General features: G+C 64.9%; 16 protein-coding genes. 8 read left to right on the top strand and 8 right to left on the bottom strand.

The annotated features are described in order from the left end of the window. Window positions 1–266: 266 nt before the first annotated feature. Both WJM96_RS15725 and WJM96_RS15720 read left to right on the top strand, forming a co-directional pair. Window positions 267–3269 (top strand): hypothetical protein, encoded by a 3003-nt coding sequence (locus tag WJM96_RS15725; protein ID WP_424813466.1) that lies wholly within the window; start codon window positions 267–269, stop codon window positions 3267–3269. Further along, entirely contained in the window at window positions 3266–6337 is a 3072-nt protein-coding gene (locus WJM96_RS15720) for an SNF2-related protein (protein ID WP_424813465.1), read from the top strand. Before WJM96_RS15725 ends, WJM96_RS15720 begins: the two co-directional genes overlap by 4 nt. Here the strand turns inward: WJM96_RS15720 and WJM96_RS15715 are convergent. From WJM96_RS15715 to WJM96_RS15705, 3 genes are read right to left on the bottom strand one after another with little or no spacing between them, the layout of a single operon-like run. Further along, window positions 6330–7340, bottom strand: coding sequence for a hypothetical protein (locus WJM96_RS15715; protein ID WP_424813464.1), 1011 nt, complete (start codon window positions 7338–7340; stop codon window positions 6330–6332). The genes WJM96_RS15720 and WJM96_RS15715 overlap by 8 nt on opposite strands. Continuing rightward, the gene (locus tag WJM96_RS15710) at window positions 7337–9073 is read right to left on the bottom strand and encodes an NERD domain-containing protein (protein ID WP_424813463.1); all 1737 of its coding nucleotides are present in this window, start codon (window positions 9071–9073) and stop codon (window positions 7337–7339) included. The genes WJM96_RS15715 and WJM96_RS15710 overlap by 4 nt, the downstream gene beginning before the upstream one ends. Continuing rightward, window positions 9073–15027, bottom strand: coding sequence for a DEAD/DEAH box helicase (locus WJM96_RS15705; protein WP_424813462.1), 5955 nt, complete (start codon window positions 15025–15027; stop codon window positions 9073–9075). The genes WJM96_RS15710 and WJM96_RS15705 overlap by 1 nt, the downstream gene beginning before the upstream one ends. Between WJM96_RS15705 and WJM96_RS15700 the strand changes: the two genes are divergently transcribed. Together WJM96_RS15700 and WJM96_RS15695 are read left to right on the top strand one after the other, a co-directional pair. Then, entirely contained in the window at window positions 15019–15162 is a 144-nt protein-coding gene (locus WJM96_RS15700; protein ID WP_424813461.1) for a hypothetical protein, read from the top strand. The genes WJM96_RS15705 and WJM96_RS15700 overlap by 9 nt on opposite strands. Before the next feature lie 367 nt (window positions 15163–15529). Continuing rightward, window positions 15530–16726 carry a hypothetical protein gene (locus tag WJM96_RS15695; protein WP_424813460.1) on the top strand — a complete coding sequence of 399 codons (1197 nt, stop codon included), beginning with the start codon at window positions 15530–15532 and terminating at the stop codon, window positions 16724–16726. Window positions 16727–16800: 74 nt separating this feature from the next. Here the strand turns inward: WJM96_RS15695 and ltrA are convergent, their stop codons facing one another. Both ltrA and WJM96_RS15685 read right to left on the bottom strand, forming a co-directional pair. Then, on the bottom strand, window positions 16801–18177 hold the full coding sequence (gene ltrA / locus WJM96_RS15690; protein WP_424813459.1) for a group II intron reverse transcriptase/maturase: 1377 nt from the start codon (window positions 18175–18177) through the stop codon (window positions 16801–16803). A 726-nt stretch (window positions 18178–18903) separates the two neighbouring features. Continuing rightward, window positions 18904–19530 (bottom strand): CGNR zinc finger domain-containing protein, encoded by a 627-nt coding sequence (locus WJM96_RS15685; RefSeq protein WP_424813458.1) that lies wholly within the window; start codon window positions 19528–19530, stop codon window positions 18904–18906. Window positions 19531–19569: 39 nt separating this feature from the next. On the opposite strand from WJM96_RS15685, the gene WJM96_RS15680 reads away from it, so the two are divergent. Beyond that, a complete protein-coding gene (locus WJM96_RS15680) occupies window positions 19570–20265 on the top strand; it encodes an AzlC family ABC transporter permease (RefSeq protein ID WP_424813457.1) in 696 nt (231 codons plus the stop codon). Then, a complete protein-coding gene (locus WJM96_RS15675; protein ID WP_424813456.1) occupies window positions 20249–20554 on the top strand; it encodes an AzlD family protein in 306 nt (101 codons plus the stop codon). Before WJM96_RS15680 ends, WJM96_RS15675 begins: the two co-directional genes overlap by 17 nt. A 77-nt stretch (window positions 20555–20631) precedes the next feature. Here the strand turns inward: WJM96_RS15675 and WJM96_RS15670 are convergent, their stop codons facing one another. After that, window positions 20632–20937: a hypothetical protein gene (locus WJM96_RS15670; RefSeq protein ID WP_424813455.1), complete on the bottom strand. Its 306-nt coding sequence runs from the start codon at window positions 20935–20937 to the stop codon at window positions 20632–20634. Window positions 20938–21050: 113 nt separating this feature from the next. Here WJM96_RS15670 and WJM96_RS15665 point away from each other — a divergent pair, with 113 nt between their 5' ends. Together WJM96_RS15665 and WJM96_RS15660 are read left to right on the top strand one after the other, a co-directional pair. Beyond that, on the top strand, window positions 21051–21353 hold the full coding sequence (locus WJM96_RS15665) for a SemiSWEET family sugar transporter (RefSeq protein ID WP_424813454.1): 303 nt from the start codon (window positions 21051–21053) through the stop codon (window positions 21351–21353). A gap of 179 nt (window positions 21354–21532) precedes the next feature. Next, window positions 21533–21934: a DUF1003 domain-containing protein gene (locus tag WJM96_RS15660; RefSeq protein ID WP_424813453.1), complete on the top strand. Its 402-nt coding sequence runs from the start codon at window positions 21533–21535 to the stop codon at window positions 21932–21934. Between the two features lie 264 nt (window positions 21935–22198). Here WJM96_RS15660 and WJM96_RS15655 read toward each other — a convergent pair whose 3' ends face one another. Further along, window positions 22199–23119 carry an NAD(P)H-hydrate dehydratase gene (locus tag WJM96_RS15655; RefSeq protein WP_424813452.1) on the bottom strand — a complete coding sequence of 307 codons (921 nt, stop codon included), beginning with the start codon at window positions 23117–23119 and terminating at the stop codon, window positions 22199–22201. Next, entirely contained in the window at window positions 23116–23880 is a 765-nt protein-coding gene (locus WJM96_RS15650) for a histidine phosphatase family protein (RefSeq protein ID WP_424813451.1), read from the bottom strand. The genes WJM96_RS15655 and WJM96_RS15650 overlap by 4 nt, the downstream gene beginning before the upstream one ends. Between the last annotated feature and the right edge of the window lie 2 nt (window positions 23881–23882).

The raw sequence follows: 23882 nt of genomic DNA, 5'->3' as shown, positions 1-23882 counted from the left end.
AACTTCTTCGAAACATCTTGAACAACGTCGACGACGCCGCAAGCGAGTCTAGAGCCCCGCTCTTGTGTTGCGCTCCGCATCAAATATCATACTCTCCAACATGTAATGGAAGATGCTCCAGGTCTCAAAGCCGCATCTAGAGGGGGCCACGTGTTCCTGCGGGATCGAAGCCCTTGCTCAAGGGTGGCGGATTGGCGTCGTGAGGCTCCTTGCCCTAGCAGCCAGCGTCGGCGCTCCGTCGCTGCTGTGGTCGGTGGCGGTGTTGCTTGAAAGAGTTCCAGCGTCTCCTTGCTGAGCGGTTCAGTGCGCTACGTGACTCGCGCCAAAGCGCGGTGTTCTTCGTGGAGCATGGTCTGGACGCCGACGAACTGACCAAGTTGCGTGCGGCAGTGCGGGCCTACTTGCGGTTCCATCCCCTCGACAGTGGCTGGTGGGACGAGAACCATCTGTCACTCCTCGTCGCGGCGACGGAGGTCGGCTACCGGTACCGCGGCTCCGGCACGGACTTCTGGCCGCTTCTCGACCGTGAACTGGGCGTCGAACTGCCGCCGATGGGGCGCCAACGGATCAAGGATCTATTCGTCCGCGCGTCCGAGCAGTTCCGAGGGGCACAGCCACCGAAAACCGCTTGGGCCGAGGCGTTTCACCTCATTGCGTGGCCGATTACCCATGCGCTCCTGCCTCTCGAGTTCCACCGGCCCTTCGCGGCGACGCTCGCAAACCTGCGCGTAGGCGTGAGCGACTCGGACGAAGCTACGCTCTATCGAGCCGTCAGGAGCGCCGCAGCGTATCCGACCGCGCGCTTCGCCACGTTTCTGGAGGACCTCGGAGTGGTTGTGTCGCTCACTCGCAGCCTGCTGCGGCGAGATGGGCACGACCTTAGTGCAGAGATCGTCAGCCGGCTGTCTGCCGATCTGGAGGCAGACGATGTCGCTCGCCGTGGGGTCGCGGTGGCCCGGAGCATCCAGCGCGCAGCTAGGTCCGGCACTAACAGCACGGTCCAACTTCCAGCAGTGACTCGCATCAAAGGGGCCCTCCAACTTCGACTCACTAACGATGCGCTGTTCCTTGAGGCGAGTTTCCCGCTGCTAGACGCGACGATTGCTCAGCGACTCCGTCATTCCCTGCGTCGTAGGAGGTTCGCGCCTCAGCTTTGGGGCACCACCGCGCGGGTCGTCAGCGACCAGTTGCTGTCAGGCCTCCCCTTTCCATTGAAGTTCACGGCGCTCCCAGATGGCAATGCGCCGCTGTTTCCTGAACTCGACAGGGCCGGACTCGAGGCACAGGATCTGGCCGTCCTGCATGGCTTCGAGTTGGAGTTGGCACCTCCGCAGCTGTTCGCCGTGAGCGCGGAGGGCGATGTCGCGCGGCAGGTGCACGGGAGCACCATCACGGGCCACCGGAAGTACTGGGCGCTGATCGGTGAGGATGATGAACCGCTTCGTGGTTGCCCGATCGTTGGCGAGATCGGACCGCTGAGATGCCTGCAACTCGCACCTGATACTGCCGGCGGCGCCCGCGCACTCGCGCAACTCGGCTTTGACGTGCGCCGCGGCGTGTCAATCCGGTTCGCAGGCACGCCCCCAGTGGGACGTGGGGACGACATCCCGACATTCGTAACCGGGGACAAGCGCGTGCTGGTCCCACAACGCTTAGCCGGCGACGAGGCGCTTGTTGTGCATCTCAACGGACGCTCGGCGGCGGCAGGCGCGACCGAGGTTGTGCGGGTCGCTGTCGAGTTCGGCGAGCAAAGGCTTCGCGTTTCCGGTGAGACTGATTCACGCGAATATGTATTCCGCGGCGTCGGTGCACCGCCCCCCGTGACGGCTCCGGTCCGCGTCGAATTGCGGTCCGAGGAACGGACTGTACAAGCCCTCTTGGGCGGACGCTTCGGTTTCGTGGTCGACGGTGCGGCGCCGATTGACGGCCTCCCGCTAACCATTGATCTGGAGGCTGGCGGACGCGTCTTCACCGCGACGGGCGCGCTCGGCCCGGTCCCGCAACCGGTCTCATCAGAGCACGCGGTCATGAAGACCCTCCTCAGCGAGGACGTGCGGGATTTCGTCTCGGGTGCGGAGTCCGCGACCTTCCGTACGCGGGTTGGCCACATCGCCGGCGCCGCCTGGGAACTGGATCGCGTCGTCCGCCCCTGTTGGTGGCAGGGGCGGGATGAGCCGAAACTCCTCTGCGAGGGTGGCCCGCTCCGGTTTGGCGTAGTCAGCGCCGACGATCCTGTCGGCAAGCCGACTGAGGGCGTGCTGGGGAGCCGGACCTACTTGCTAGCTCCGATCGAAGCCGACCACCTTGAGTTAGGCGCCGCAGCCCCTTTTACGACGCTTTGCATAGCACCCAAACGCCTTCAGCTTCGCGACCTCGCGGTTGAAGGCGCGACAAGGCCAAGGCTCAAGCGCCAGCGGCGTGGAAGCCGCGACGGTGTCGGACTCGAGGATCTCGTGGAGGCATACCTGCGCTGGTCGTTGGCGGAGACGCGCAGCGCGATCGGCGAGATCCACCGCGGTCAGGTAGCCGCACGCATTGAGGGCTGGATGACGGAGGTGTGCTGCGGCCCCGAGTGGACGCATGAGGAGGCCACGATCCCTCGCAGAAGCACTTGGAGCGTCCTCGAGCAGGTGTGTCGGGAGATGTCACTTGGTCGCGACGGGCTTGTAGAACTATCGGACGAGCAAGAGACCCAGATCCGACAACTCGCTGTCGCGGAGATCCGCCGATCGCTTCCGACACTATGGGCGCGCGTCGGCCCGCCGTCAGATCTCGGTGACGACGACTATGAGGTGCTCGATGGCGCATGCTCGACAGCATACGAGGCGTTAGCAGCGCGATACCGCGCACGCGGCCAGAACGACGTCGCAGTCGAACTCGGAGACGCAGACCCTGGCGAGAGTCCGGAGCGCTGGGATGAAGCATTCGTCCGTGTGCGCGAGCGCGTCGAGTTACGCGCGCTCGCAGCCATGCTGTTGCCGTCGGATAGCGCGCCTCGCCTCATGGCGCTCGAGGTCGGCACGATGACAGTGGACGATGTCGCCGATGAGCTATCGGCTTGGGCCAACTCCGCGCGTCGATCCTTCGCGGGCGCAGTTCCGGCACGTGATGCACTTAAGGCTAGCTATACGCTCTGGATCGCGCCGGAACTCGCGCTCACCACCGACTGGCGAGCAGCCATCGACACGCTGTTGGTCGAGCGCTCCGTTGCGCGTGCAACGCGTTACCTCGCGCTGAGGGCCCGTGAAGCACGTTGGGGCGGCGCATGAGCCGAAACCCTTACGTCGATCTCTGTCTGCAGTTGCAGGCCCTCCGCCGCCAGGCGGAGGAGATTCGTACTCCGGTCGCGCCGGCGCTGGGAGTGGCGGGTTCAGTTTACACCCACCAAGTCGCAAACGTGCTCCGAGTGCTGACGGACGTCCGAGTCCGGCACCTCCTTGCTGACGAGGTCGGCCTGGGTAAGACAGTCCAGGCGTTGATGATCCTGAATGCACTTCGCAGGCAGCGCCGAGACCTACGCGCGCTCGTCATCGTGCCCGACAGGTTGGTGCCGCAGTGGCGTGACGAATTGATGACCCGTTCGCATGCCGCGCCGTACGAAACGAATCAGTCGGAAGATGGTCAGTACGTCAGGCTCGCGTGGGAGGACCAACTCCGACAGGAGGACTCCGCCGGGGCACTACGGCTTGCGCTCTCAGACATTGACCCGACGCGTTACCAGGTCCTCATCGTCGACGAGTTGCATCGACTGCGCGCCGACCTTCAGGATCGCATCGTCCGCGTGTCGGGCGAGTTCGAGCATTTGCTCGTTCTGACCGCCACCCCTTCGTTCCAACGCCCTGAGCGGCACGCACAGCTGTTCGCCCTCCTCGAGCCAGAGCGCGCCGCACGAGCGCGCTGGGAGGTCGTAGACGCGGCGCGTGAACTGACAGTCAATGAGGATCTTTCGAAGTGGCCCGAGTGGGCGGCGCAGCAAGTCATAGACGCGCTTCTCGAGCGCGATCGTGCAGCGGCATCCACTGCAGAGCAGAACTCGCTGAAGGACGCAGCGATGGCGCTTTGCGCCTATCGCCGCGTGATCCGTACCCGACGTGTCGACTACAGCGGCATTCTCCCTCGGCGGCAGCATCACCCAATCGTTGTGGAGCCTCTGGGCGCAGAGGTTGACCGCCAGACGCTCCTGTGGAGGTACTTCACCCACCTTGACAGTCTCAGTGCTCGGTTTGATCCCGTGCTGCTGGCAAAACGCGCCATCCTGAGCCCGCCGTCGATAGAGCAGCGCGTCGACTTCTTCCGTCGAAGGGGCCACGAGCGCGATGGGCTCCTCGAGAGAGTGAAGCCACTGCTCCACAAGAGTACCGGAGATTCGCGTGCCGACGCTCTCGTCGATCTGCTTGCCAAGATCTGGGCAGACGCGCCTCAGGAGCGTGTTCTCGTGGCGGCACAGGATAATCTAACCGTCGACTACCTGTTTGGGCTCGTCCAGTCGCGGCTCCCCGAGATCGGTCCGATTGGCGCACGCATCCGTCTCGTTGCGGCGCGCGTGCGCCAGGGCATGGAAACCGATGCCGTCGAGGATCTTGGCGGGTTCGGAAATGAGACGAACGAGAACCTGGAGGCGTTCCAACGCGGCGAGGCCCAGGTCCTGTTCGCGCCGGAGGCCGCGCAGGTCGGACTCAACCTCCAGTGCGCGCGTGTACTGGTGCTCTACAGCGTTCCGTGGAGACCGGAGGAGGTCGAGCAGTGGATCGGTCGGCTCGATCGAATTGGGAACGCGGCAGCGTTCTCGAGCGAGGGCGCCGCGCATACGATTGATGTCTACACGATCGCACAGTGCGGCCTCGTGGACGAGAAGGTGGTCACCGTTCTCGGCCGGTTCAACGCGTTCGAGCGCAGCGTCAATCTCGACGGGGCGCACCTCGCCGAGGTCGCCAAGGCGATCGAGGACGCGGCGCTGCGTCCCGAGAGCGCCAGGTGGCGCAGCCTGGAGGAGCGCACGGCGGTGATGGCAGCGGAGGATGCCTCCCAAGAACTCACGTCAGCGCTGCGTCCACACCTCCCTTGGCACGTGGGGTGGGCGGCCGCCCTGCGCGAGCGCCTGGAAGGCTGGCGTCCGGTCGCGCCCGTTATTGGCGACATCCCTGAGTACTCGTCCGCCGGGCCAAAAGCCTGGGACCGGGCGATAGAGCCTATGCTGCGGCTGCTCGATAAGGCTGGCGAGTATCACATCCGGGCAAACAGCGACCCCGATACGGGCACGAGGTTCCGCACTCTCTGGTACCGCTTCGGTGAGGTCGGCATGTTCGGACACAGGCCGGTTACCGCAAAGGTGGTTTTTACTTTTGGCGCCGACCCGGCACACGAGCGGAGCCCGCGGCATGCGCATGCGTTCATCACCCGCCGCGCAGACATAGGTACTCCGCCGCTTCGAAGCGTGACGATGATGATCGATGCGCTACCAATCCGGAGGAAACTCAGGTTCGCGAGTTTTGGCGATCAACTGCATGATGAGATCATCGACAATTGGGCCAGCCAGCAGATATCGCTCGAGGCGCTGGACGTAACCTACTTTGATGATCACGAGTTGTGGAAGCATGCGGAGCCGGGCTGGTTCCTGCTCCGGATGAGCACGCTGGACCCCGCTGAGGCACTAGCGCTTCAGCGAACGCTTGAAGCCACGAAGCGCGCGGTAGCCGCGGCGGTGACTAGGTCGCCGAGCGAAAAGCTCGTTGAACTGATGGCCCCCTTCTCTCGCGCGGCACATTGCGCCCTCGAAGCCGACGCTCGGTGGCTCCGCGCGGCGCTCATGGCCAGGACCAACCTCTGTGTGCGGAGGAAGACGCCGGCCGGATGGCAAGACGTTCCCCAGCAGTGCATCGCGGCATTGATGAACCCAATGGCACACCAACGCGCGGGGCTTCCACGTGCGGCAACGATCCCCGAACCCGACCCCGCGACTAAGGTCGAACTTGGCCAGTTGCGCGCCGGAGAGCAGGCCGGTGGCGTTATATGGAGCGCAGAGCGGTCAGCTTTTGTCGATGAACTGCGCGCTAGGCTCGGCGTCGTCGCAGAGGAGGCAGGAGATGCGCTGGAGTTGGCTAGTCGGGAGTTGATACGTGCCGCGGCGGCGTTGGCAGACGCTCAGGAGCGAGGAAACCGGGCGCAGATCACGCGTGCGGAGAATGTCCGCGATGCCGCTGCGGATGTTGCTGCAATGACAGAAGCATACTGGCGGGAACGCGAGGCGTGGCTCCGCAATTGCGAAGCAGCGACCATCGGTTTGCGGCCGCGCGAGAGGCTCGTCGCGGCCATTCGTGCAAGGCGGACCACTAATTGAGCAAGGCCCAAAGATCAGGGGCGTCGGGGGTCATTCGCCATTGCCATCTTCCAGACGGAACTCCGACGATGTCCAACGCGGCGCGGAGCTGTTGCGGTAGCGGCCAGGTCACCTGAACCTCATCTCCCGAGTGCTGAACGACCTCTTCCGGGCCAATGGCTCTCGAACGCGCGAGGAGCGCCCACCGCCACTCGTCGTCGTCGAACAGGTCGAACGTCCGCCGATCATTGCCATCCACCGAGACCAGCGTGGGGAGCCAATGAGCGTCGCCGTAGCCTCGGCGGTAAGCACACCACACGCCATCCGATGCGGAATCCCGCCAGCGTCCCTCGAGCGTGGCAGCGCTGTATCGTCCGAAAAAGCCGCCCGGCGCACCGACCGCGAAGCGGATCTCGGCATCGAGGTCGACCTGAAGTCCGTCCTCGGTAACAGCGGCAGTCAGATGCTCCCAAAATGCCGCGAGGGTGAATCGATCTCCGCGAATGGCATCGCCAGATCGCCGTGAGACGTGGCGCAGATAGCCTAGCGGGTGCAGCCACTCGGCCAGCGAGATCTGCCGGGCGCCGCACGCCTCGAGCATCGCGGCTTGTTCCTCGCTTGCGACTTGGACTCGGACGGCCACGTCGGTGGGCTCCTGCGTCCCCAGCCGGGGTATCTCCGGTGGCACGTCGACCGGGCCGAGCATAACCGCCAAGCCGCCCCCGGAGGCTACCCAGCGAGGCTCAGCGGGCGCGATGTACGACTCGTGGCCGATCGCGACTTCCATACATTCGCCCAGCGCGACGAGCCGCTCGAGGACCTGGGGGACGGAGTCAGTCGGCACATCGCCGGCTCGAAGTTGCTCTCTGGCGTGCTTGAGAAGCGCCCGCTTCGGGCAGAGGCCCCAACGACTCATGGCATCGCGCATGAACTGTGCAATCGCGCGCGCGCTTGCGTTACCTTCAAGGTCCGTGGACCCGAGTTCGCTAGCGAGTTGGGCGCGCGTGAGCGTCTCGATCGTCACTGTTCCGCCTCCGACGCCGCCTGTGCCGCGGCGATCACCTCCCTGCACTGCTCACCATGCACGACTGCGATGAGCAGCACCTTCGCCCGCGTGCACGACACATAGAGATCCTCACGCTTGAAGAGAGCGCCAAACCCACCGAGGTCGTAGAGGACGACGACTTCGGCCTCGAGCCCCTTAAATGAGCGCGCGGTTGTCACGAGCACACCGCCGCCCGCGCGCCACGTCAGCGCGGACGTCACGAGCGGAACGCCGTCGACGTCGCGCACGTCGGCGAGACTGCCCTTATCCTTTGCTGCGGGCCCGATGACGGCAATCTCTTTGGGCGTCACGCCCTCGCGCTGCAGGAGCGATCTCAATTCCTGGAGCACGAGGCCCTTCTGCTGGCGGTCAGAGCCGGCGCGAAGGACTCGAAGCGCGCCACCGACCGGCGCCCGCTTGAAGATGTGCGGCGTCAGCGAGAGGACCGAGGCGCTCCCGGCTGCGATCCGCTGAGTGTTCCGGCAGTTGATTGTGAGCTTGAAGCGCGCGCCGAACTCGACGTCCGGCCACTGGACCACGCCGCGGAGAGACTGGTTCGGGTCCAAGAAGGCGTATAGAGGCCCGTCCGGCTGTGACAGCACAGAGTTTGTCAGCGCGTACCACCAGCCAAGGCAGAAATCCTGAGCCTCATCGACGACGATGGCGTCGTACTGCGCCGCGTCACCTAGCGTGAGGATGGCCTGTTCCATGAGGTCGGGCACCTCATCGTTCCAAAACGAGTCCGTCAATTCGCCCCCGTCGTGCGGGCGGAACTCGATCCCGGCCTCCTTCGCAAAGTCAGCGGCGAGCGAGTGGAAATGCTTGACGGTGAGAAGGCTACGAAACTCCGCCGTTGTGGGATCCTCCTCGACATGTGCGCGCAGCCACGCAGCCAACTCCTTATTGTAACAGACAAACAGCGTACGTTTGCCCTCACGCGCAAACGCCAGCGCGCGGTGGAGAGCAAGGAACGTCTTCCCCGAGCCAGCAACGCCCTCAACGAGGACTCGGTCTTGAACGTACAGCCCCTCGAACACCTGCGCCTGTGTCTCAGTCAGTTCGAGGAGACGGTCGGCGGTCTTCGAAATGTCGGGCCCTACAGGTCGGAATATGCGGAACTTGGGCATCAAGCAGTCATTCAAGAGCATTCTGTATTGCTCATGACCAAGCGGCTTCGCAGCGTTCGTTGTGCCCGTCCACGCCCTGTACGCAGTCTCGATAGCCTGCGCCATCATGGGGAGGTGCTTGCGCGAGATGATGATCGCCTTGTCAGCATGCGGAGGCGGTGAACCCTCATAGTCGAGGTGGGGGAAGACGACCGCATATCCATGCGCGATATCCTCCTTCCCAAGCCGCTTTCCGGAGCGCTCCCTGACAATATCGAGCAGCGCGTGCATGTTCCTCCGTGCCTGGACGAAGGGGTCCTGAAAGTCCTTCGGGCCGTTTGACGTGTCGCGAGACCACTTCCGCCCGTCATACCTGATCGTTTCCCCTCCCTTCACCTCGAGCACCAAGAGCCCGTGATGACGATGGACCACGACGAAGTCAGCTTCGCCCTCAAGTAGCGCGTCCCCACGCCAGGGCCGCAGCCACGGGTACGAATGCAGGACCGCGTAGTCGTCGCCGAGTTGATCGCGTAGCGCTACGTAGACAAGTTCCTCGGAGGCGTGCTCGAGATCGCCCGGCGGAACGTCTGGGTACATCCGGGCCATTAAGCGCCTCCGAACAACTGGAGTTCGCCACCGACGAATACCCCGAATGCGCGACCGACGACGATGACCTCCTCCACGCGCGGCGCCTCGGAGCGGGGCGCGACGTGGGAGAAGTAAAGAATATGGGCCTTGTCTCCGCGCGTGGACGGAAGTCCGAAGGTCCACCGTTCCTTCGTCGCGTTGAAGGCCCCCACCTTGCTCACCAGCAGCCGCGGCGTCTTGTCCCTACCCTGCGCGAAGTCAGCAGGAGCCGTCGGAGTGAATACGACCCAGGCGTCTATTCCGAGTTCGCCTTTCCCCCAGCGCTCGAGCGTGGGGCGTGTGAGCTTCACAACAAACGCCCCTGACGGTGCGCCGGGAACAAGCACCGTGGTGAGCGCCGACGGAGGATTCGCGAGGCCAAGTGTCTTCGGGTCGTATACGGGGCACCCACCAGGTGCCTCCGCAAGGAATGACGGCACAGCGAAGCCCTCGCGCTCTGCTGAAAGCGCGCCTGTCGCAGCCTTCACAGCTGCGGGCAACGCCCGATCGACAAGGAGTTGGTCCACCACCACTGATTGCCCGGCCTGCTCGACGAGCACTCGTCCGCGCACAGAGCCCGCCTCCCCGTGCGACATGGGATGGCCGAGTACGACGACCCGACCGCCGATACCCGGGAGCCGAAGCCCACCATCGACAACGACGACGGCATGCCCCGCCTCCTCCAGATCCACACGCAATGCCTGGAGCATGCGCTTCTCGTCGTCAGTGTCGATCGTCGGCTGCTCTCCACGCACGACGTGCCGGATGAACGCGGCGCCCAGCTTACGGTCGAGATACTTGTGATCCCATTTGTTCTTGAAGCTACGCATACACTGGTAACAGGAGTGGGTGCAGTCGCAAGACTCTAGGCGCTTCAGCGCAGTATCGAATAGGGCGCCGGGCCGCTCCACTGCAGCACGAACGAAGCCGGCGCCGCCCGGCGTCAGGTCGTAGAGATAGATCTCGACTTCGCGGCCGGTACGCCCGCCGCTCGTCATGGCAACGCGGAATTCGGCTCCGATGTCAGACTCCTCGATGTCGAGGATCTTCGCGGCGGCCGCAGCCAGGGCCTCGGCTACTGTCGTGAGTACGATCTTCGCTACCGTGGAGCCTGGGGCGATGGTCGCCGTCCCGCTGAGGCGGAATCGGAACAGGGCGACGTCCGTCTCAAACTCGTTCCCAAGCACCACCACCGTCGGGGTGCCATTGCAATTCGCGCCGTGCGGAAAGTGGTCGGGGTTTGGCCTTGGGTGGCCGCCCTGCTGGAATTTGCCGGAACTCCAACCGTTTGGCTCCGCGCGCCCGCAGCGCGGGCAGTAGAGGAAGCCCGGCTTCATTCGATCTTGGGAGCCGGTGTTCGTTAGTACAAGCCGCTGTTTCGCGGTCCAGACCTCGTATCCTGCGCCATTTGCAGCCTGAGCGGCATGCGCGGGCGGGCCGCGGTCGGTGAAGGGCGCGCTGAGCTTTGCGCGTGTCGGACGCGTTGGGGCTGGGCTGTCCTCAAGAGGAAGTTCCGCGTCGACGTCTACAGGGTGCGCGAAACCTGGCGGCCGAAGCCAGCGGGTGCCGACGCCCAGCGAGCCCGGGGTGCCGCAGGCCGGGCAGTCCAAGACCTGCCCGACGTAATGTTCCTCGCTCCGTTGTTCGACGCGCGCGTATCCGCACTGATCGCATTCGAAATACACCTTCATTCCAAACCACGCCTGCCAGCACTCTCGGCGCTTAAAGGGCGTCCAGATGCCGAAGGAGTAGTGGCGTTCCCCGTTCACCCACACCTCGCGGCCGGGTGCATAGCTCGACAGCGCCTGGTTCAGCCCGAGTTGGGGCGAGTACTTGAGGACCGCTTTGCGCTCGGTGCTCGCGCTCTTGTCGAACACGTGGAAGGTCACGACGTCCGTGGGAAACGCGTACCGGGGGAGCACGCCGCGATCAAAGAGCCGGTCGAGCAGTTTCTCGGGATCGAGCCCACCTTCGGGAGCCTCCTCGGCACGATCGACGTCGGCGGCGCCCGAAGCGTCGGGAGTGGCTGCAGGAGCACCAACCGCGTCGAAGTCGACAGCATCACCCCAATCCATCGTGAGTCCGCCTCGCGCGGTTGCAGCCTCTTCGCCGCCTCCCTCGACGACGAGTTCGTCCATCGCTGGCGAGAGCACGCTTTCGAGGTCCGCAACGTCGGGCGGACCCGCACCAACCTCCCGGAGTGCGTTGAGAAGCCGTGCGGGGACCGACTCGACGAAACTAGAGTCCACCTTGGTGACGTCTTCGGGGACGACCTCCGCCAGAGCGGCTCTGACCGATGACTCGTTGTCACCGAGCCAACGCTCCAAACCGGCGTAGGAGAATTCGGACGGTCCGCCACGGCGGAAATCCCGGAGCCGCCCAAGGCTCTCAAACACGTTGGCGCTGACGCTGTCGTCGTGCGGGTCGGCGATGGCGTCCATCTGGAACATGCTCATCACCAGCGCGAAGCAGTGACGACGCACGATCTCGAGGTTGTCGAGGTTCAGCGTTGGGTCGGGGACCGGCCCGCTCACCATCGCCGCCGGGCTGGCGTAGAACTCCTGGTCGTGGCTGTCGGCGCCGCAGTAGGTTACGACCGTCGAGAGCGAGGATCCGCGACGACCTGCACGGCCAGCGCGCTGCTGGTAATTGGCGCGTCCAGGCGGGACGTTCCTGAGCGCGACGGCGGTGAGGCTGCCGATGTCGATGCCGACCTCCATCGTCGTCGTGCACGAGAGCACGTCGATCGGGCCATCCTTGCGGCCCTCGGGCCCCTCGACGTCTAGATCCTGGAAGCGGAGTTCGTGCCACTCTGTCCGAGCGACCGCGGCGCTGTTGCCGCCGTCATTGAGCGCCGCGGAGTGCTCGGCGGCGACATACGGGTGCGGCGCGTAGCCGGACTCTGACGCAAGCCGTTCGGTTTGCCGGCGGAAATGGCCCTTCCGAGAGCGAAATACCGGGTCAGTTGACGGGTCGAGCGGGCGGGTGGTCTGGCCGCACTCGCGTTGGCCGAGCCGCATGCGGCAGCGGTCGCCGCTCAGCGGATTGAAGTGCTGCACGGTCGTGCACGTGTCGCAACGGCGCCACTGGATGCCCGTCGAGGCGACCCGGAGTTTTGCCGCACGTAAGATGAAGCCGTTGGCGGTCTCGCTCGCGCCGAACGTCCTGCGGAGGAACGTCCCCCAGGGCGCTGGGGCGGCAGTCGTTCCCCGCAGGTTTGCGTTGAACCACTTGGTGCCAACCAGGTCCTTCACGAACCCTGGAAAGCTGGCCTTGGTCCGGTTGATCCTCGCGCCTTTCGGTGAATCCAGCCAGTCGCTCGGCGTAGTCGGGAGGAAGACAGCGTGGCCAAGAACTGCGTCATTGAGCCACAGGTCCAGCAGCGCAAGGCGGCGCTCGTCGTCACTCAAATCCACCGGCTCGGCCGGCGCGGGCAGTTTGTGGAGCGCTGCGAGGTCGGTGTCGTCCAGCAGGGCTTGGATGGTCCCGAGCCCAAGCGCGCTAAGGCCGGTATGCGGGTCCTTCAGCACAGGATAGAGCGCGAGCATCAGCGCCTTGTTGGTGCGGTGCGTGTTCAACTCCGCAGACCGCGAGAGGAAGGCGCGCTCGGTGAGCGGAGGGACGCTGGCCAGCAACTCGCGAAATAGCTGTAGGTCCTCCTCGAAGTGCGGCGCCTGTGCGGGACGCAGCGTAACTCCCCGCATCACACAACCGGTCAGCAGCGCAGCGTAGGCGTGCTCCAGCGCGACTGGCGCGCCGAACCGCCGCTCCAACTCCGCGAAGCCGTCGAGGATGAGTGGGCGGACCGCGTCACGCATCGAGTATTGCTGAAGTTTGCCGGCGAGCCTTGAAGCGGCTTGCCGCCCGTCGGAGAAGATGAGGGCTTTGCGGCCCTTGAGCGGCGTTTCGACATCAGGGCGCGGGGGTTGCTCAAGCAACTGCGACGAGACGAGTTCCTGGAACGGCTCGTCACCCTTAGTGACATGATCCTGGATCATTTCGCCGTCCGCGCGACAGCGCAGGCAATACGGGAAGTGCCCAGGCGGGGTGTCTTTCTGCCCGACAGGCGGCAACCAGATCTCCCGCGCCGTATTGCTCCTGGAGCCGACGCGTCCTGACACCGGGTCTAAGTAGTCAAGGCTCGCGCCAGAGCCTTGGGGTGGCTCCTCAAGCGCGAGGAAGACCGGCTTCACGACACCATCGATGTCGTCCACCTCGCCCACGTCCTCTGCCCACAGGTACTCTGGCGCGGCTGGGTCGAAGGAGAACGCCTTGAAGTAGCCCGACCCGCACGAGCGACAGGTGTGGAACTCGAAGACACGAGCGCCGCACTGGCACGTGCGGCGCGGCTGCGCATAGAGCGCACCCGTCGGAGCGGGGTTGTCGGCCCAGCGCTGCCGAATGTTGTTGGGGACGCAGGAGCATCTCGGATCCGAGCACGCCCACAGCCCTGGCAGTCCCCGGAAGAACGCGTGCGCGCGCGCGGCGAGAAGCGGCGCCTTCCCGTTACTCTCTTTCGCCAACGACGCCAGTTCCACGAGGGCGTTGGCTGCTGGAATCCCCAAAGCGGGGTCGACGTCCGGGAACAACCGGAGTGCCAAACGGGCCGCGTCCTGCGCGGGCCCCACGCCGACAGGATCGCGCTCGTGATCACCCTCGGCTCGCGCGCCGCTCGTGAGGTTCACCAGCCGCCCCGTGACCGGAAGCTTGCTGAGGGCTGAGTTCAGCGCGCGCGCGACGGGGTCCGCGTTGGTCACGTCTGCCGCAAGGCGCGTTAGCGCCTCGACCGACGTCTCGGGGTCCGCCAGTTTGAGGACGGGGAGCAAGGCGGTGAAGCGTGCGGCGAGTTCGCCGTCATGGACGCGCTGTAGATCGACACTCGCGAGCGCCTGCGCGACCCTGCTGTCGCCCGGCCCCGAGGGCTGCGCCGCGCGCTTGTTGCCCGTCAGCACCTCGAACCCGGGGACGGGCTTGCCAGCGAGGCCGGCAGCGAAGCGCTTGGCCGCCTCGGGGTCGGAGAATGAGGCGCTAGTGCAGATGACCTGAAACTGGCTGAGCGGCAGTTGCAGGCGGTTGCGCAGGCGCCGGATCAGCATCGCAACCTCGGTCCCCTGCGCGCCGCGGTAGAGGTGCGCCTCGTCGAGGATCAGCATCAAGCGCTGGTTAGGGTTGGCAGCGTAGTAATCTGCAGTCTCGCGAAATATGTCGCGTTCGATTGGCCGCAGGAGCATGTACTCTAGCATCGAGTAGTTTGTGACCAGCAGATCCGGAACGTGCTCCTGCACCTCGTGGCGCAGGAAAAGTTCCGGGTCCTCAGGTTGCTCAACGGTACGGACCCACCTGCCCTGGTTCTTCCACTTGCCGGTGCCGAGCCATCTGCTGACGCCGTCCTCCTTCGTCGGGCTCGACGGAGGCTTGGCCGGCCATTTTCCTCGGCTCCGGAGTTCGGCGATAAGCGCCCGCGTAGCCGCGTCCGACGCAGCGCGGTCCTCGATTTTCGTGAAGAACTCGAGTGGTTCCTTTAGGCGCGACCAGTGCTTAGCCGTGTCCTCCTTCCGTCGCCCGGGGTAGAGCGTACGCCCGGTGTAGCGAGCGAACTTCATGGGGCGGCCGCCGTGGTCGGTGAACCACCGCGCGACGTCGTTACTGCCAAACAACACCCGAAGGCGCCCGAGTTGGTCGTTGACCAGCGCGTTCATCGGGTAGAGCAGCAACGCGCGGACCGCTCGCGTGGAGAACGAGGACGGGGTGGCCGAGGCCTCGGCGGCCAGACGGCCGAGGATCGGTAGGAGGAACGTCTCCGTCTTGCCGGAACCCGTCCCCGTGGTGACGACGATATCGCGGTAGTCCGCCGCGAGCGCCAATTCCAGCGCACTCGCCTGATGGTCATACGGCGGGTCGAAGACGGCCTTGCGCTCCCCGAGATGCGCCAAGAGGTCCGCGACTGGCTTCGGGATTTCGAGGTCCTCGAAGCGCCGAGCGCCTTCGTAGCGCGCGGTGCTCTCGAGGTAAGGTCTTTGTGCGATTGCGCCTTCGCGGGCGAGAAGTTCGTCGCGAAGGTCTACTAGCGCTGGATGCGAGATATGGTACGTAGAAGTAATGTAAGTGCGCAGGGCTGTAGCATACTGCTTTAGCTCTCGGTCCATCACCATCCCCAGCAAAAAGGCCCTGCGTTGGGGCCAAGCATCGAGTCGCCGCCTCGGATTTCCTGGACGATCGCACCGATTACAATCTGCAGGATAATCAGTGCGAGGCTGACCGGGAAAGGGCCAACCATCTAAATTTCAAAAACATGTACCAAATCAGCCAAGTCAGGGGGGCCGGAGAGACTCATCCACGAGACAGGCCCGTGTAACCTGTGGCGTTAAGGCTCGGCCGCGTGGCGTTGGAGTGCTCGCGACAAGCGGTGAATATGGCAACGCCACGGAGGTGCCCATGGCCCAGGAATTCACCCGACAGGAACTCTACGACCTTGTTTGGTCTCAGCCTCTGACGAAACTGGCTCCGGAGGTGGGGATCTCCGGGGTGGCCATCGCCAAGACATGCGCCAGAGTAGACGTACCGGTGCCACCTCGTGGCTACTGGGCCCGGAGATCGAACGGTAAGTCCGTAATCAGGACTGCGCTTCCGAAGAGGCCGCCTGGCCTTCGGGATAGGGTAGTAATTGGCGGCAATCCGTACTGGCGCTACTACTGGCCACAACTATCCGAGGACGAGACCCTCGGCCCGATCCCGCCAGAGCCAACGTTCGAGGAACCGATCGAGGACGTTCGGCTCTCGATCGAGCAGAGCATCCGCCGGGTCACTGTTCCAAAGGTACTCGATCGCCCACACCCGGTAGTCGCACGGATCCTCAAATATGACGAAGCGCGCCAGGAGAAGGCGAAGCAGTACGGCTCTCTGTCGTCATGGTACGCGCCCCGATACGAGAGCGCGATCCAACGGCGCCGACTACGCATGATCTCGGCGCTCTTCCTGGCGACCGCCTCATGCGGCTGCCGCGCTGAAACATCGGGCGGCGAACCCTACGACGGTGTGATCAACGAATTCATGGTCCGCGTCGGTGATCAAAGCGTGCGCGTCCGTGTCGCCGTCATCGAGACAAAACGACGCAGCGGCAAGGGTGCGGATATGAAGACGACCGCGGTCGAGCAAATCCGCATCGCGCTCGATCCAGAGGATAACGGCAGACCCGATGGACGCATCTGGGAGGATGGTGAGCAGCGGCTCGAGAGCCAACTGGGTGAGATCGCGGTCGCGATCGTCTTGAAGGGCGAGGAGCAGCACCGCGAAGGGGTCTTACGTCAACATGCGTGGCGCATCGAGCGGCGAACCCAACTGATTGAGGAGCGCCGCAAGGAACGTGAGGAGGCCGTGCGTCGTGAGCGCGAACGCATCGCGGAACTGGAACGCAGGCGTGTCGAGCGACTCCTCTGCGAAGTCGAGGCACTTCAGAAGGCTGAGACGATCCGGCGCTATGTTGCGCAGGTTCGGATCGCCAATGAGAGCAGCGCCGAACCAATGCTGCCAGTGGACTTGGATGCTTGGGCCGAATGGGCCCTCGCGCAGGCAGACCGTATCGACCCCGTTGCAAGCGGGACCTTCCGGAAGCCTTGGCGGGAGGAACAGTGATCTCGTCGGGAACAATTTGGGCATGGCGCGACAGCCTCGCCCGGCGCCGGCGCCCATCCCGGTAGGGACGCGGGTTACCCCGCGCCCCCCGGACAGATCCGAGCGTGCGCTGCTAACGCACTCGGCTCCCACCTCGGGTGTTGGACGAGGAAGCGCTGTTGCGGCCAGGGGTGCCGGATTCTGGCGGATGGTATCCAGCGCGCGGCGATCGGCTTCATCCGCCGCCATGGGACGTAGGCTTTCTGGCTGCGCCGCATGAGCGCTCGCCGCCAGTGCCGGACCACATGGAATGCGAAAGCCGTCGTCCGCCGCGAGTTGGTGGGCACCGCATGATACGCGAAGTAGCCGCGCATCACCTGCCCCAGCCAGCGCCCCTGCTCGGGCACCGGCAGGTGGCACATGCGATAGAGCGTCTCCTTGATCTCCAGGAGCTTGGCCCACATCCGCTTGGCGATGGTCTGCCGCAGCAGGATGAACTTCCCGTCCTGGCGCTTCCCGCAGATGTGCGTGAAACCCAGGAAGTCGAAGGTCTCCGGCTTCCCAAGCCCCTTCACCGATCGGCGCGGCACCGCATAGCGGCCGAACTCGATCAGGCGGGTCTTCTCGGGATGCAGTGCCAGGCCAAACGTCGCCAGCCGCTCCCGCAGATCGCGGAGGAACCGGTCGGCATCGGCATGCCGCTGGAAGCCGACGATGGTGTCGTCGGCATAGCGGATGACGATGACTTCGCCGGTCGCCCTGCGCTTGCGCCACTGATCCACCCAGAGGTCGTAGACGTAGTGCAGGTAGATGTTTGCCAGCAGCGGCGAGATGACCGCGCCCTGTGGCGTTCCCACCGTGCCCTCCGTCCACGCCCCTTCCTCCATGACCCCGGCCTTCAGCCATTTGGCTATCAGCCGAAGCACACGGCGATCGCCGATCCGGTGTTCCAGGAACCGCATCATCCAGTCGTGGCTGATGCAGTCGAAGAAGGCTCGGATGTCGGCATCCAGGACCCAATTCACCTGCCGTAGATTGATCCCGTAGGCGAGCGCGTCCAGCGCATCATGCTGGGAGCGCCCTGGCCGGAACCCGTAGGAGAGGCCGAGGAAGTCCGTCTCGTAGATGGCGTTCAGCACCTCCACCATCGCACGCTGGACGATCTTGTCCTCCAGCGCGGCAATGCCGAGCGGTCGTTGCCGGCCGTCGGGCTTCGGGATGTACTGCCGCCGCGACGGCTTCGCTCGATATCCACCGTGCATCACACGGCGGTGCAGGTCGTCGATGTTGGCATCGAGCGACACCGCATATTCGTCCCACGTCACCCCATCGATGCCGGGAGCAGCCTTCGGCTTGAGCTGATGGAAGGCCCAGGCCATCAGGTCCGGCGTGACGTGGTGCATCAGCGCGGTGAACCGTTCACGCTTGTTCCGCTTCGCAGCTTCTCGTACGCGGGTCAGCGCCTGTGACACGGCATCCCGGCTCAGCGTCCGGACCGTGCTTTGCTGCCCCGCGGTTCCCTCGGCCCCGCCCCTTCCCTCCACGGCCTCCGCGCCCGGTCGCCCGGGTCTGTTCGGCCGCTTCCCTGGTACTATGGACGGGTCTGACTTCCCTGGGCCGTGCATCAGCGGATTTCGGCCGAAGCCTTCCCGTCGCGGCCTGGCGATAGCCCGCCAGGCAGCCCATGGATCTCCCGGTTCCCGTGTGGATGGTGTCCCCGCGTGCATGGGGCCTCGGACCGCGCAGGGCCGGCGCGCACCTCGCCATGATGGTGCGCGTCGTGTGGCCTTCCGCTTTTCTCTACAGCGTCAGCGCCCTCGACTTTCAAAATTTCGCGGCTCAATACCCAGCCCGCGGTTTCCCCTGTCAACGCTTCGCCGCCGCCCTCACGGGCGTCAACGCATGACTCGGGGCCGTCGTGGGTGGCTACTCCTTCGACGTACGACTCTTTCATTCGCTTCCATCCACCGGTCCCGGCGCGCAGAGAATTTCCGTCCCCGGTTCCTACCGCTGCTCCAGCCGATATCCCACAATTCATTCTCTCGATCGACGGCACCCCGCAATGGCCTAGGTTTGCCGTGCTTTCCGCGCCGAACTTGATGGTGCGCCCCCGCAACGAGGCGCGTCTCCAGCCTTCCGAGAGCGTACCGCCAGTTCCCGTCCATTCCACCTATCGCTCCAAGGACGCTGCGCAAGCGTTAGCCAGATCCATGCACCTTCCGGCGATAGTGCAGACGTGCCTTTGCCCGATTTCCGCAATCATCCATCGAGCACCAGAGCCTCGTGCGGCCGCGAGTTTCGTCGAGGAAAACCCAACCGCATTGCGGGTCGGCACAACCCCGAACGCGCTCCTTCGCATTCTGAACCAGCAGCGATGCCGCGCTCACCGCGACTGGAACCAGCGGCAAACGCAGGTCAGGCACCTCTCCCGCCGGCTGCCATAGCGGCCGATCCCCGCTGACGTTCAACACCGCGATACCACTGAGCCGAGAAAGGAGGTTCGATAGCTGGCCAGGCGAAGAAAGCGGCCCGGCAGCATCGATCGTCAGGCCATACAACTCCTCGCGCAGACCGGCCGCACATCGAAGAGCCCGTGCGGCCAAGCGCGGCGCCTGTTCCGCCTGCGCCATCAGCTTCCCGGCGTCGGCGGCACTGACGACATCTGCCGACCGGGCCCAATGCACTAGGTCGGAGTAGCGTCCGATCCTGTCCTCGCGGCGCGCCGGGTCACCACGCCATGCGACGGTGTTCACGAAATCGAGGCAAAGCGCGCCGGCGATGAAACGCGGTGCCCTTCCACCTGCATTGACGGCAGCCTCGACCATGGCTCATTCTAACCGTCTTAACGGTTAGGTAAAGCCGAATTGAGCCCTCGCCCCTTCACTTGGCGCGGCGTCCGCCAAGGGTGGCGTGCCGCGGGACCGCTTGCCATCGGAGTGGCCGCCTATGGGCTCATGTTCGGCGTGCTGTCCGCTGGCGTCGGCATGAGCGCCATGGAAGCGACACTTCTCAGCACCTTCGTCTATTCGGGCTCCGCACAGCTGGCGCTGGTTCAAAGCTGGACGCCTGAGGTCTCCACGACCGCCCTTGTAATGACCGTTCTCGTGGTGAACGCGCGATACATCGTGTACGGCGCAACGCTTCGTCCCTGGCTCGAGGGGCTCGGCGGCATCCGCATCGGCTCCAGCCTTGTCGTGATGGGCGACGCGAACTGGGCTCTTTCCCTGCGTCAGTTCGAGGATGGCGACGACGATATCGGCTTTCTGTTCGGATCCGGACTTGTCATGTTCGTCCCCTGGGTCGTGAGCACGGCGGTGGGCCATGTCATGGGACAATCGATCCGCGATCCCTCAACTTTCGGCTTGGATTTCATGTTCGTGGCCTTCTCCGCCGCACTCGGAATCGCGATGTGGCGCGGGAGTGGCGACGTGTGGAACGCCATCGCGGCGCTGCTCACCGCAGGGGCCATGGCCGCCGCGGGCTTAGAGGTCTGGGCCGTCATCGCCGCCGGCGTATCGTCAGGCGCGATCGCCTCCTACCGCCATGTCGACGAGCGCTGACTTTCTGATTTTGCTCGCTGCTCTCGCAGCAGCGTCGATGGCCTGCCGTGTCCTGGGCTACATGGCCATGGGTATCGTGCAGATGACGCCGCGCATTCAGGCGACCCTTCGCGCCGTGCCGCTAGGCGTCATGATCGGCATCATCACCCCGACGCTTATCAAGGGACAGTGGCCGGAACTTCTCGCTCTTCTGATCGTCGGTCTCGTGATGTGCGCGACGCGCCGGGACCTTCTTGCGGTGACAGCGGGCGTCATGGCCGTAGCAGTCGCGCGAATGCTCGGCGCTTAACAGCCCGCCGTGCTGAAAGGGGCGCGGCTCTCGACATCGAGCAACGCGACGTCACAGCCGCCCGTCACCAGTTCCCGTCAGCGGGCGCTCAGATCCCGCGCGCCAGACTCCTGAAGGGCTTGCCGCACGGCCTCTGCCCTGCCTTCCGGAAACGAGACCGAGACCTGGACCGGCCCCCTGAGCGCCGCGTCCTCGCGTTCCCGGCTTCCCGCGTGTGCATCGGGCTGGTCGGATCCGGAGATCTGCGTCCCCGCCGAATTATCCTTGCCCACCGGAAGCACTGAAATCGACTGCCGGTCCAAGCTCTCCTGTTGAACAAGGCGCTCGATAGCAAGCTCGGCCTCACGTCTGGTCTCGAAGCGACCTGTCAGGGTCTGGGGCATGCTTCCTCTCCGCGTCTGAACCCAGAGGAAACGTCAGGCACAGAGTGGGAGTTGCGGGTTCAGCCATTAACAAAGGTGCTGGATCGCGACGTGCGGCAGCGGTAACGCACATCATGAACTTCGACGTCCAGACCTTGCTCGGCGCCGCCGCCACCGTGGCATCGATAACCAGCTTCACGCCACAGGCGTGGAAAATCATCAAGACGCGCGATACGTCGAGCCTCTCGACCGGCATGTACGCGCTGACGGTGACGGGCTTTGCGCTCTGGCTGGCTTACGGCGCGGTGCTCGGGCAGTGGCCGATCATGATCACCAACGCGATTTGCCTTCTGCTGGCGGCTTTCATTCTGACAATGAAGCTGCTGCCGCCGAAGAAAAAGGATGCCGTCGCCAAAGCGATTGACCCAGCCAGCTAGCTCCAGCTGTAGGCTCGTCGCCATTCCCGATGTTAGCGGAGGCTTACGTGTCCACGCACCCACCGGCTCCGCCGGATCGACCCGAAGAACTTAGCCCTTCCGTCATGCGAAACATCAGGCAGCTGGAAGAGCGGCGCCGCCAGGATGAGCGCTCTGCCTCCCGTCAAGATCGTCTGGCGATGGCCATCACCTCGTTCACCGGAAGCATGAGCTTCGTCTATCTCCACCTGGCCCTCTACGGCGCGTGGATACTGGTCAACCTGGGCTTGGTGCCTGGCGTAGAAAAGTTTGACCCATCCTTCGTGATTTTGGCGATGGTAGCGTCGGTGGAGGCGATCTTCCTCTCAACCTTCGTGTTGATCAGCCAGAACCGCAGCGCGGCCTCGGCTGAAAGGCGGGCCGACTTGGATCTCCAGATCAGCATGCTGGCGGAGCAAGAGCTGACTTCGTTGGCAAGGGTTGTAGCCGACATCGCCGAGCGGCTGGGCATCGAGCCGCGGGTGCACGAGCTGCGAGAGATTACGCGGGATGTAGCGCCTGATACCGTACTCGATGCAATCGAGGCGCAGCAGAAGGAATAGGAAGCCCAAGCCCAGCGATCTAGGACCCGCCCCGGCATTGGAATCCCGTTCGGTTAGCGCCCGCGCCAAGGTAGATAACCTGCCCCGCAGCTCCTCTGCCCGCATTGCCGGCCGGCGCATCACTTGCTGCGCCTGCCCATGGCTGCCGGCACCACTGAAGTGCCGCCATGAAACCGGCGCGCCGGTCGTCCTCGCCGGCGGCGATGTCGCTGTGCTCCGAGCCCGCACCCAGCCCCGGCTCGCCACAAAGGACCGGGCTGCAGCTCAACGCGGCGTAATCGCGCCTGCTGAGTCCACCGCATCGAATTCCGCCATGATCGATGGGATCTCGGCCGGTATTTCTCGCGCCAGGAAGCCGACACGTCCCACGCGCCGCGCGAGCCTTGCCCCAGCCTCCCCGTGCAGGAAAACACCCCAGAGGGCTGCTTCCGCAGGAACGGCTCCACGCGCCAGCAGCCCTCCGATGATGCCAGCCAACGTGTCTCCTGAGCCGGAGGTCGCCAAGCCGACATTCCCCCGGTCGCAGCTCCACGCCTGACCTTGTGGCGTGACGATGAACGTACGTCCGCCTTTCATCACGACCACCGCCTGCAGGTCGGCGGCCGCCTGCCGTGCTGCCCCCAACGGATCGGCCTGCACCGCGGTCTCCGGCACGCCCAGCAGGCCCGCCATCTCCCCCGCATGCGGCGTCAGAACAGCTCGCCCGCCGTGGCGGCGGAGCGAGCCGCGGCAATCCGCCAAACAGTAAAGCGATGCCGCATCCAGGACGAAGTGCACGCCTTCGATCCGACGTAGGAGCTCACCGGTCAGCTCGGCAACGGCTTCGGGATCGACCATGCCCGGCCCCAGCACAAGCGCGTCGTATCGCCCGCATTGCTCGGCCAGCGTCTCGGCTGCCTCGGGCGCCAAGCCGCCGGCGGGAGTTTCTCTCAGGCCAACAACCCGGGCTTCCGGCAATGCGATCGCGAGCGGCGCAGCCGTGCTGCGGGCCGTGGCGACGAGAAGCTTGCCGGCGCCGGCGCGCAACGCCGCCACGCCCGCCAGCAGCACGGCGCCGGGAATCTCAGCACCACCGCCCACCACCGCCACGCGCCCGCGCTCGTTCTTGTCCTCGCCATCCTCATGGCGGGGCAGCGGCATCCCCTGTAGCAACACTTCGTCAACCGGGGTCGTGTTGCCGCTCATCGGGAGCCCACGGGCCTGTCGGGCTCGGCTGTGACCTTCGCCCCCTCCTGCTCGAGTGGCGCGACGAAATTGTAGCGCTTCAGCACCAGTGCCCCGTCCCGTGCCTGGGTGGGATCGAACGCGTACTCCGTGAGCCCGCAATTGGCGACGTCCCCCGCGCGGTCGATCGCGAGAATCTGTTCCTCCGTCATGTTCTCCAGGAGATACCGCAGGCACAGCACGACGACCTGATGCGCCACGATCAGCAATCGCGCCTGGCTATGATGCAGCGACACGGTATCGAGCGCGCTGCGTAGCCGCAGGATGACGTCGCACCAGCTCTCTCCGCCAGGAGGCCGGTGGTAGAATTTTCCCAGCACACGGCGAAATTCGGCCTGCTCGGGGAATTCCTCCCGGATGCCGTGACTGGTTAACCGGTCGAGGATTCCAAACTCTTTTTCGCGCAATCGCTCGTCCACGATAAAGTCGGCCGCCTCTACCGCCAGGCCGCCGCTCGCGTGGATCAACCCAGCGGTCTGCCGCGCCCGCAGGTAGGGCGAGGTCAAGACGACATCGGGCTGCTGGTCGCGGGGCATCCGCGCGAACCATCTTCCCAGCGCCCGAGACTGCTCCTCTCCCAGAGGACTCAGAGGCACGTCGACGTCGCGGCCGCCGGTATCGATCCGCGCCAGCCGGGCGGCATGCGCCGCGTCCCGCGCGACATTGCCGCTGCTCTCCCCATGGCGGACGATCCAAAGGCGGTCCGGCCAGCGCTGCGCCATCA

The organism is Roseococcus sp. YIM B11640 (assembly GCF_049727625.1).
Taxonomy (GTDB): Bacteria; Pseudomonadota; Alphaproteobacteria; order Acetobacterales; family Acetobacteraceae; genus Roseococcus.
Note: the sequence above shows the minus strand (reverse complement) of the source record. Positions and strands in the feature narration are given on the sequence as shown.

Coding starts and splice junctions, on each gene's coding strand:
- WJM96_RS15695 (WP_424813460.1), top strand. CDS start 15,530: ATGGCCCAGGAATTCACCCGACAGGAACTCTACGACCTTGTTTGGTCT.
- WJM96_RS15675 (WP_424813456.1), top strand. CDS start 20,249: ATGTCGACGAGCGCTGACTTTCTGATTTTGCTCGCTGCTCTCGCAGCA.
- WJM96_RS15685 (WP_424813458.1), bottom strand. CDS start 19,530: ATGGTCGAGGCTGCCGTCAATGCAGGTGGAAGGGCACCGCGTTTCATC.
- WJM96_RS15660 (WP_424813453.1), top strand. CDS start 21,533: ATGGCCATCACCTCGTTCACCGGAAGCATGAGCTTCGTCTATCTCCAC.
- WJM96_RS15650 (WP_424813451.1), bottom strand. CDS start 23,880: ATGGCGCAGCGCTGGCCGGACCGCCTTTGGATCGTCCGCCATGGGGAG.
- WJM96_RS15655 (WP_424813452.1), bottom strand. CDS start 23,119: ATGAGCGGCAACACGACCCCGGTTGACGAAGTGTTGCTACAGGGGATG.
- WJM96_RS15700 (WP_424813461.1), top strand. CDS start 15,019: ATGCGCCAAGAGGTCCGCGACTGGCTTCGGGATTTCGAGGTCCTCGAA.
- WJM96_RS15710 (WP_424813463.1), bottom strand. CDS start 9,073: ATGGCCCGGATGTACCCAGACGTTCCGCCGGGCGATCTCGAGCACGCC.
- WJM96_RS15665 (WP_424813454.1), top strand. CDS start 21,051: ATGAACTTCGACGTCCAGACCTTGCTCGGCGCCGCCGCCACCGTGGCA.
- WJM96_RS15670 (WP_424813455.1), bottom strand. CDS start 20,937: ATGCCCCAGACCCTGACAGGTCGCTTCGAGACCAGACGTGAGGCCGAG.
- WJM96_RS15720 (WP_424813465.1), top strand. CDS start 3,266: ATGAGCCGAAACCCTTACGTCGATCTCTGTCTGCAGTTGCAGGCCCTC.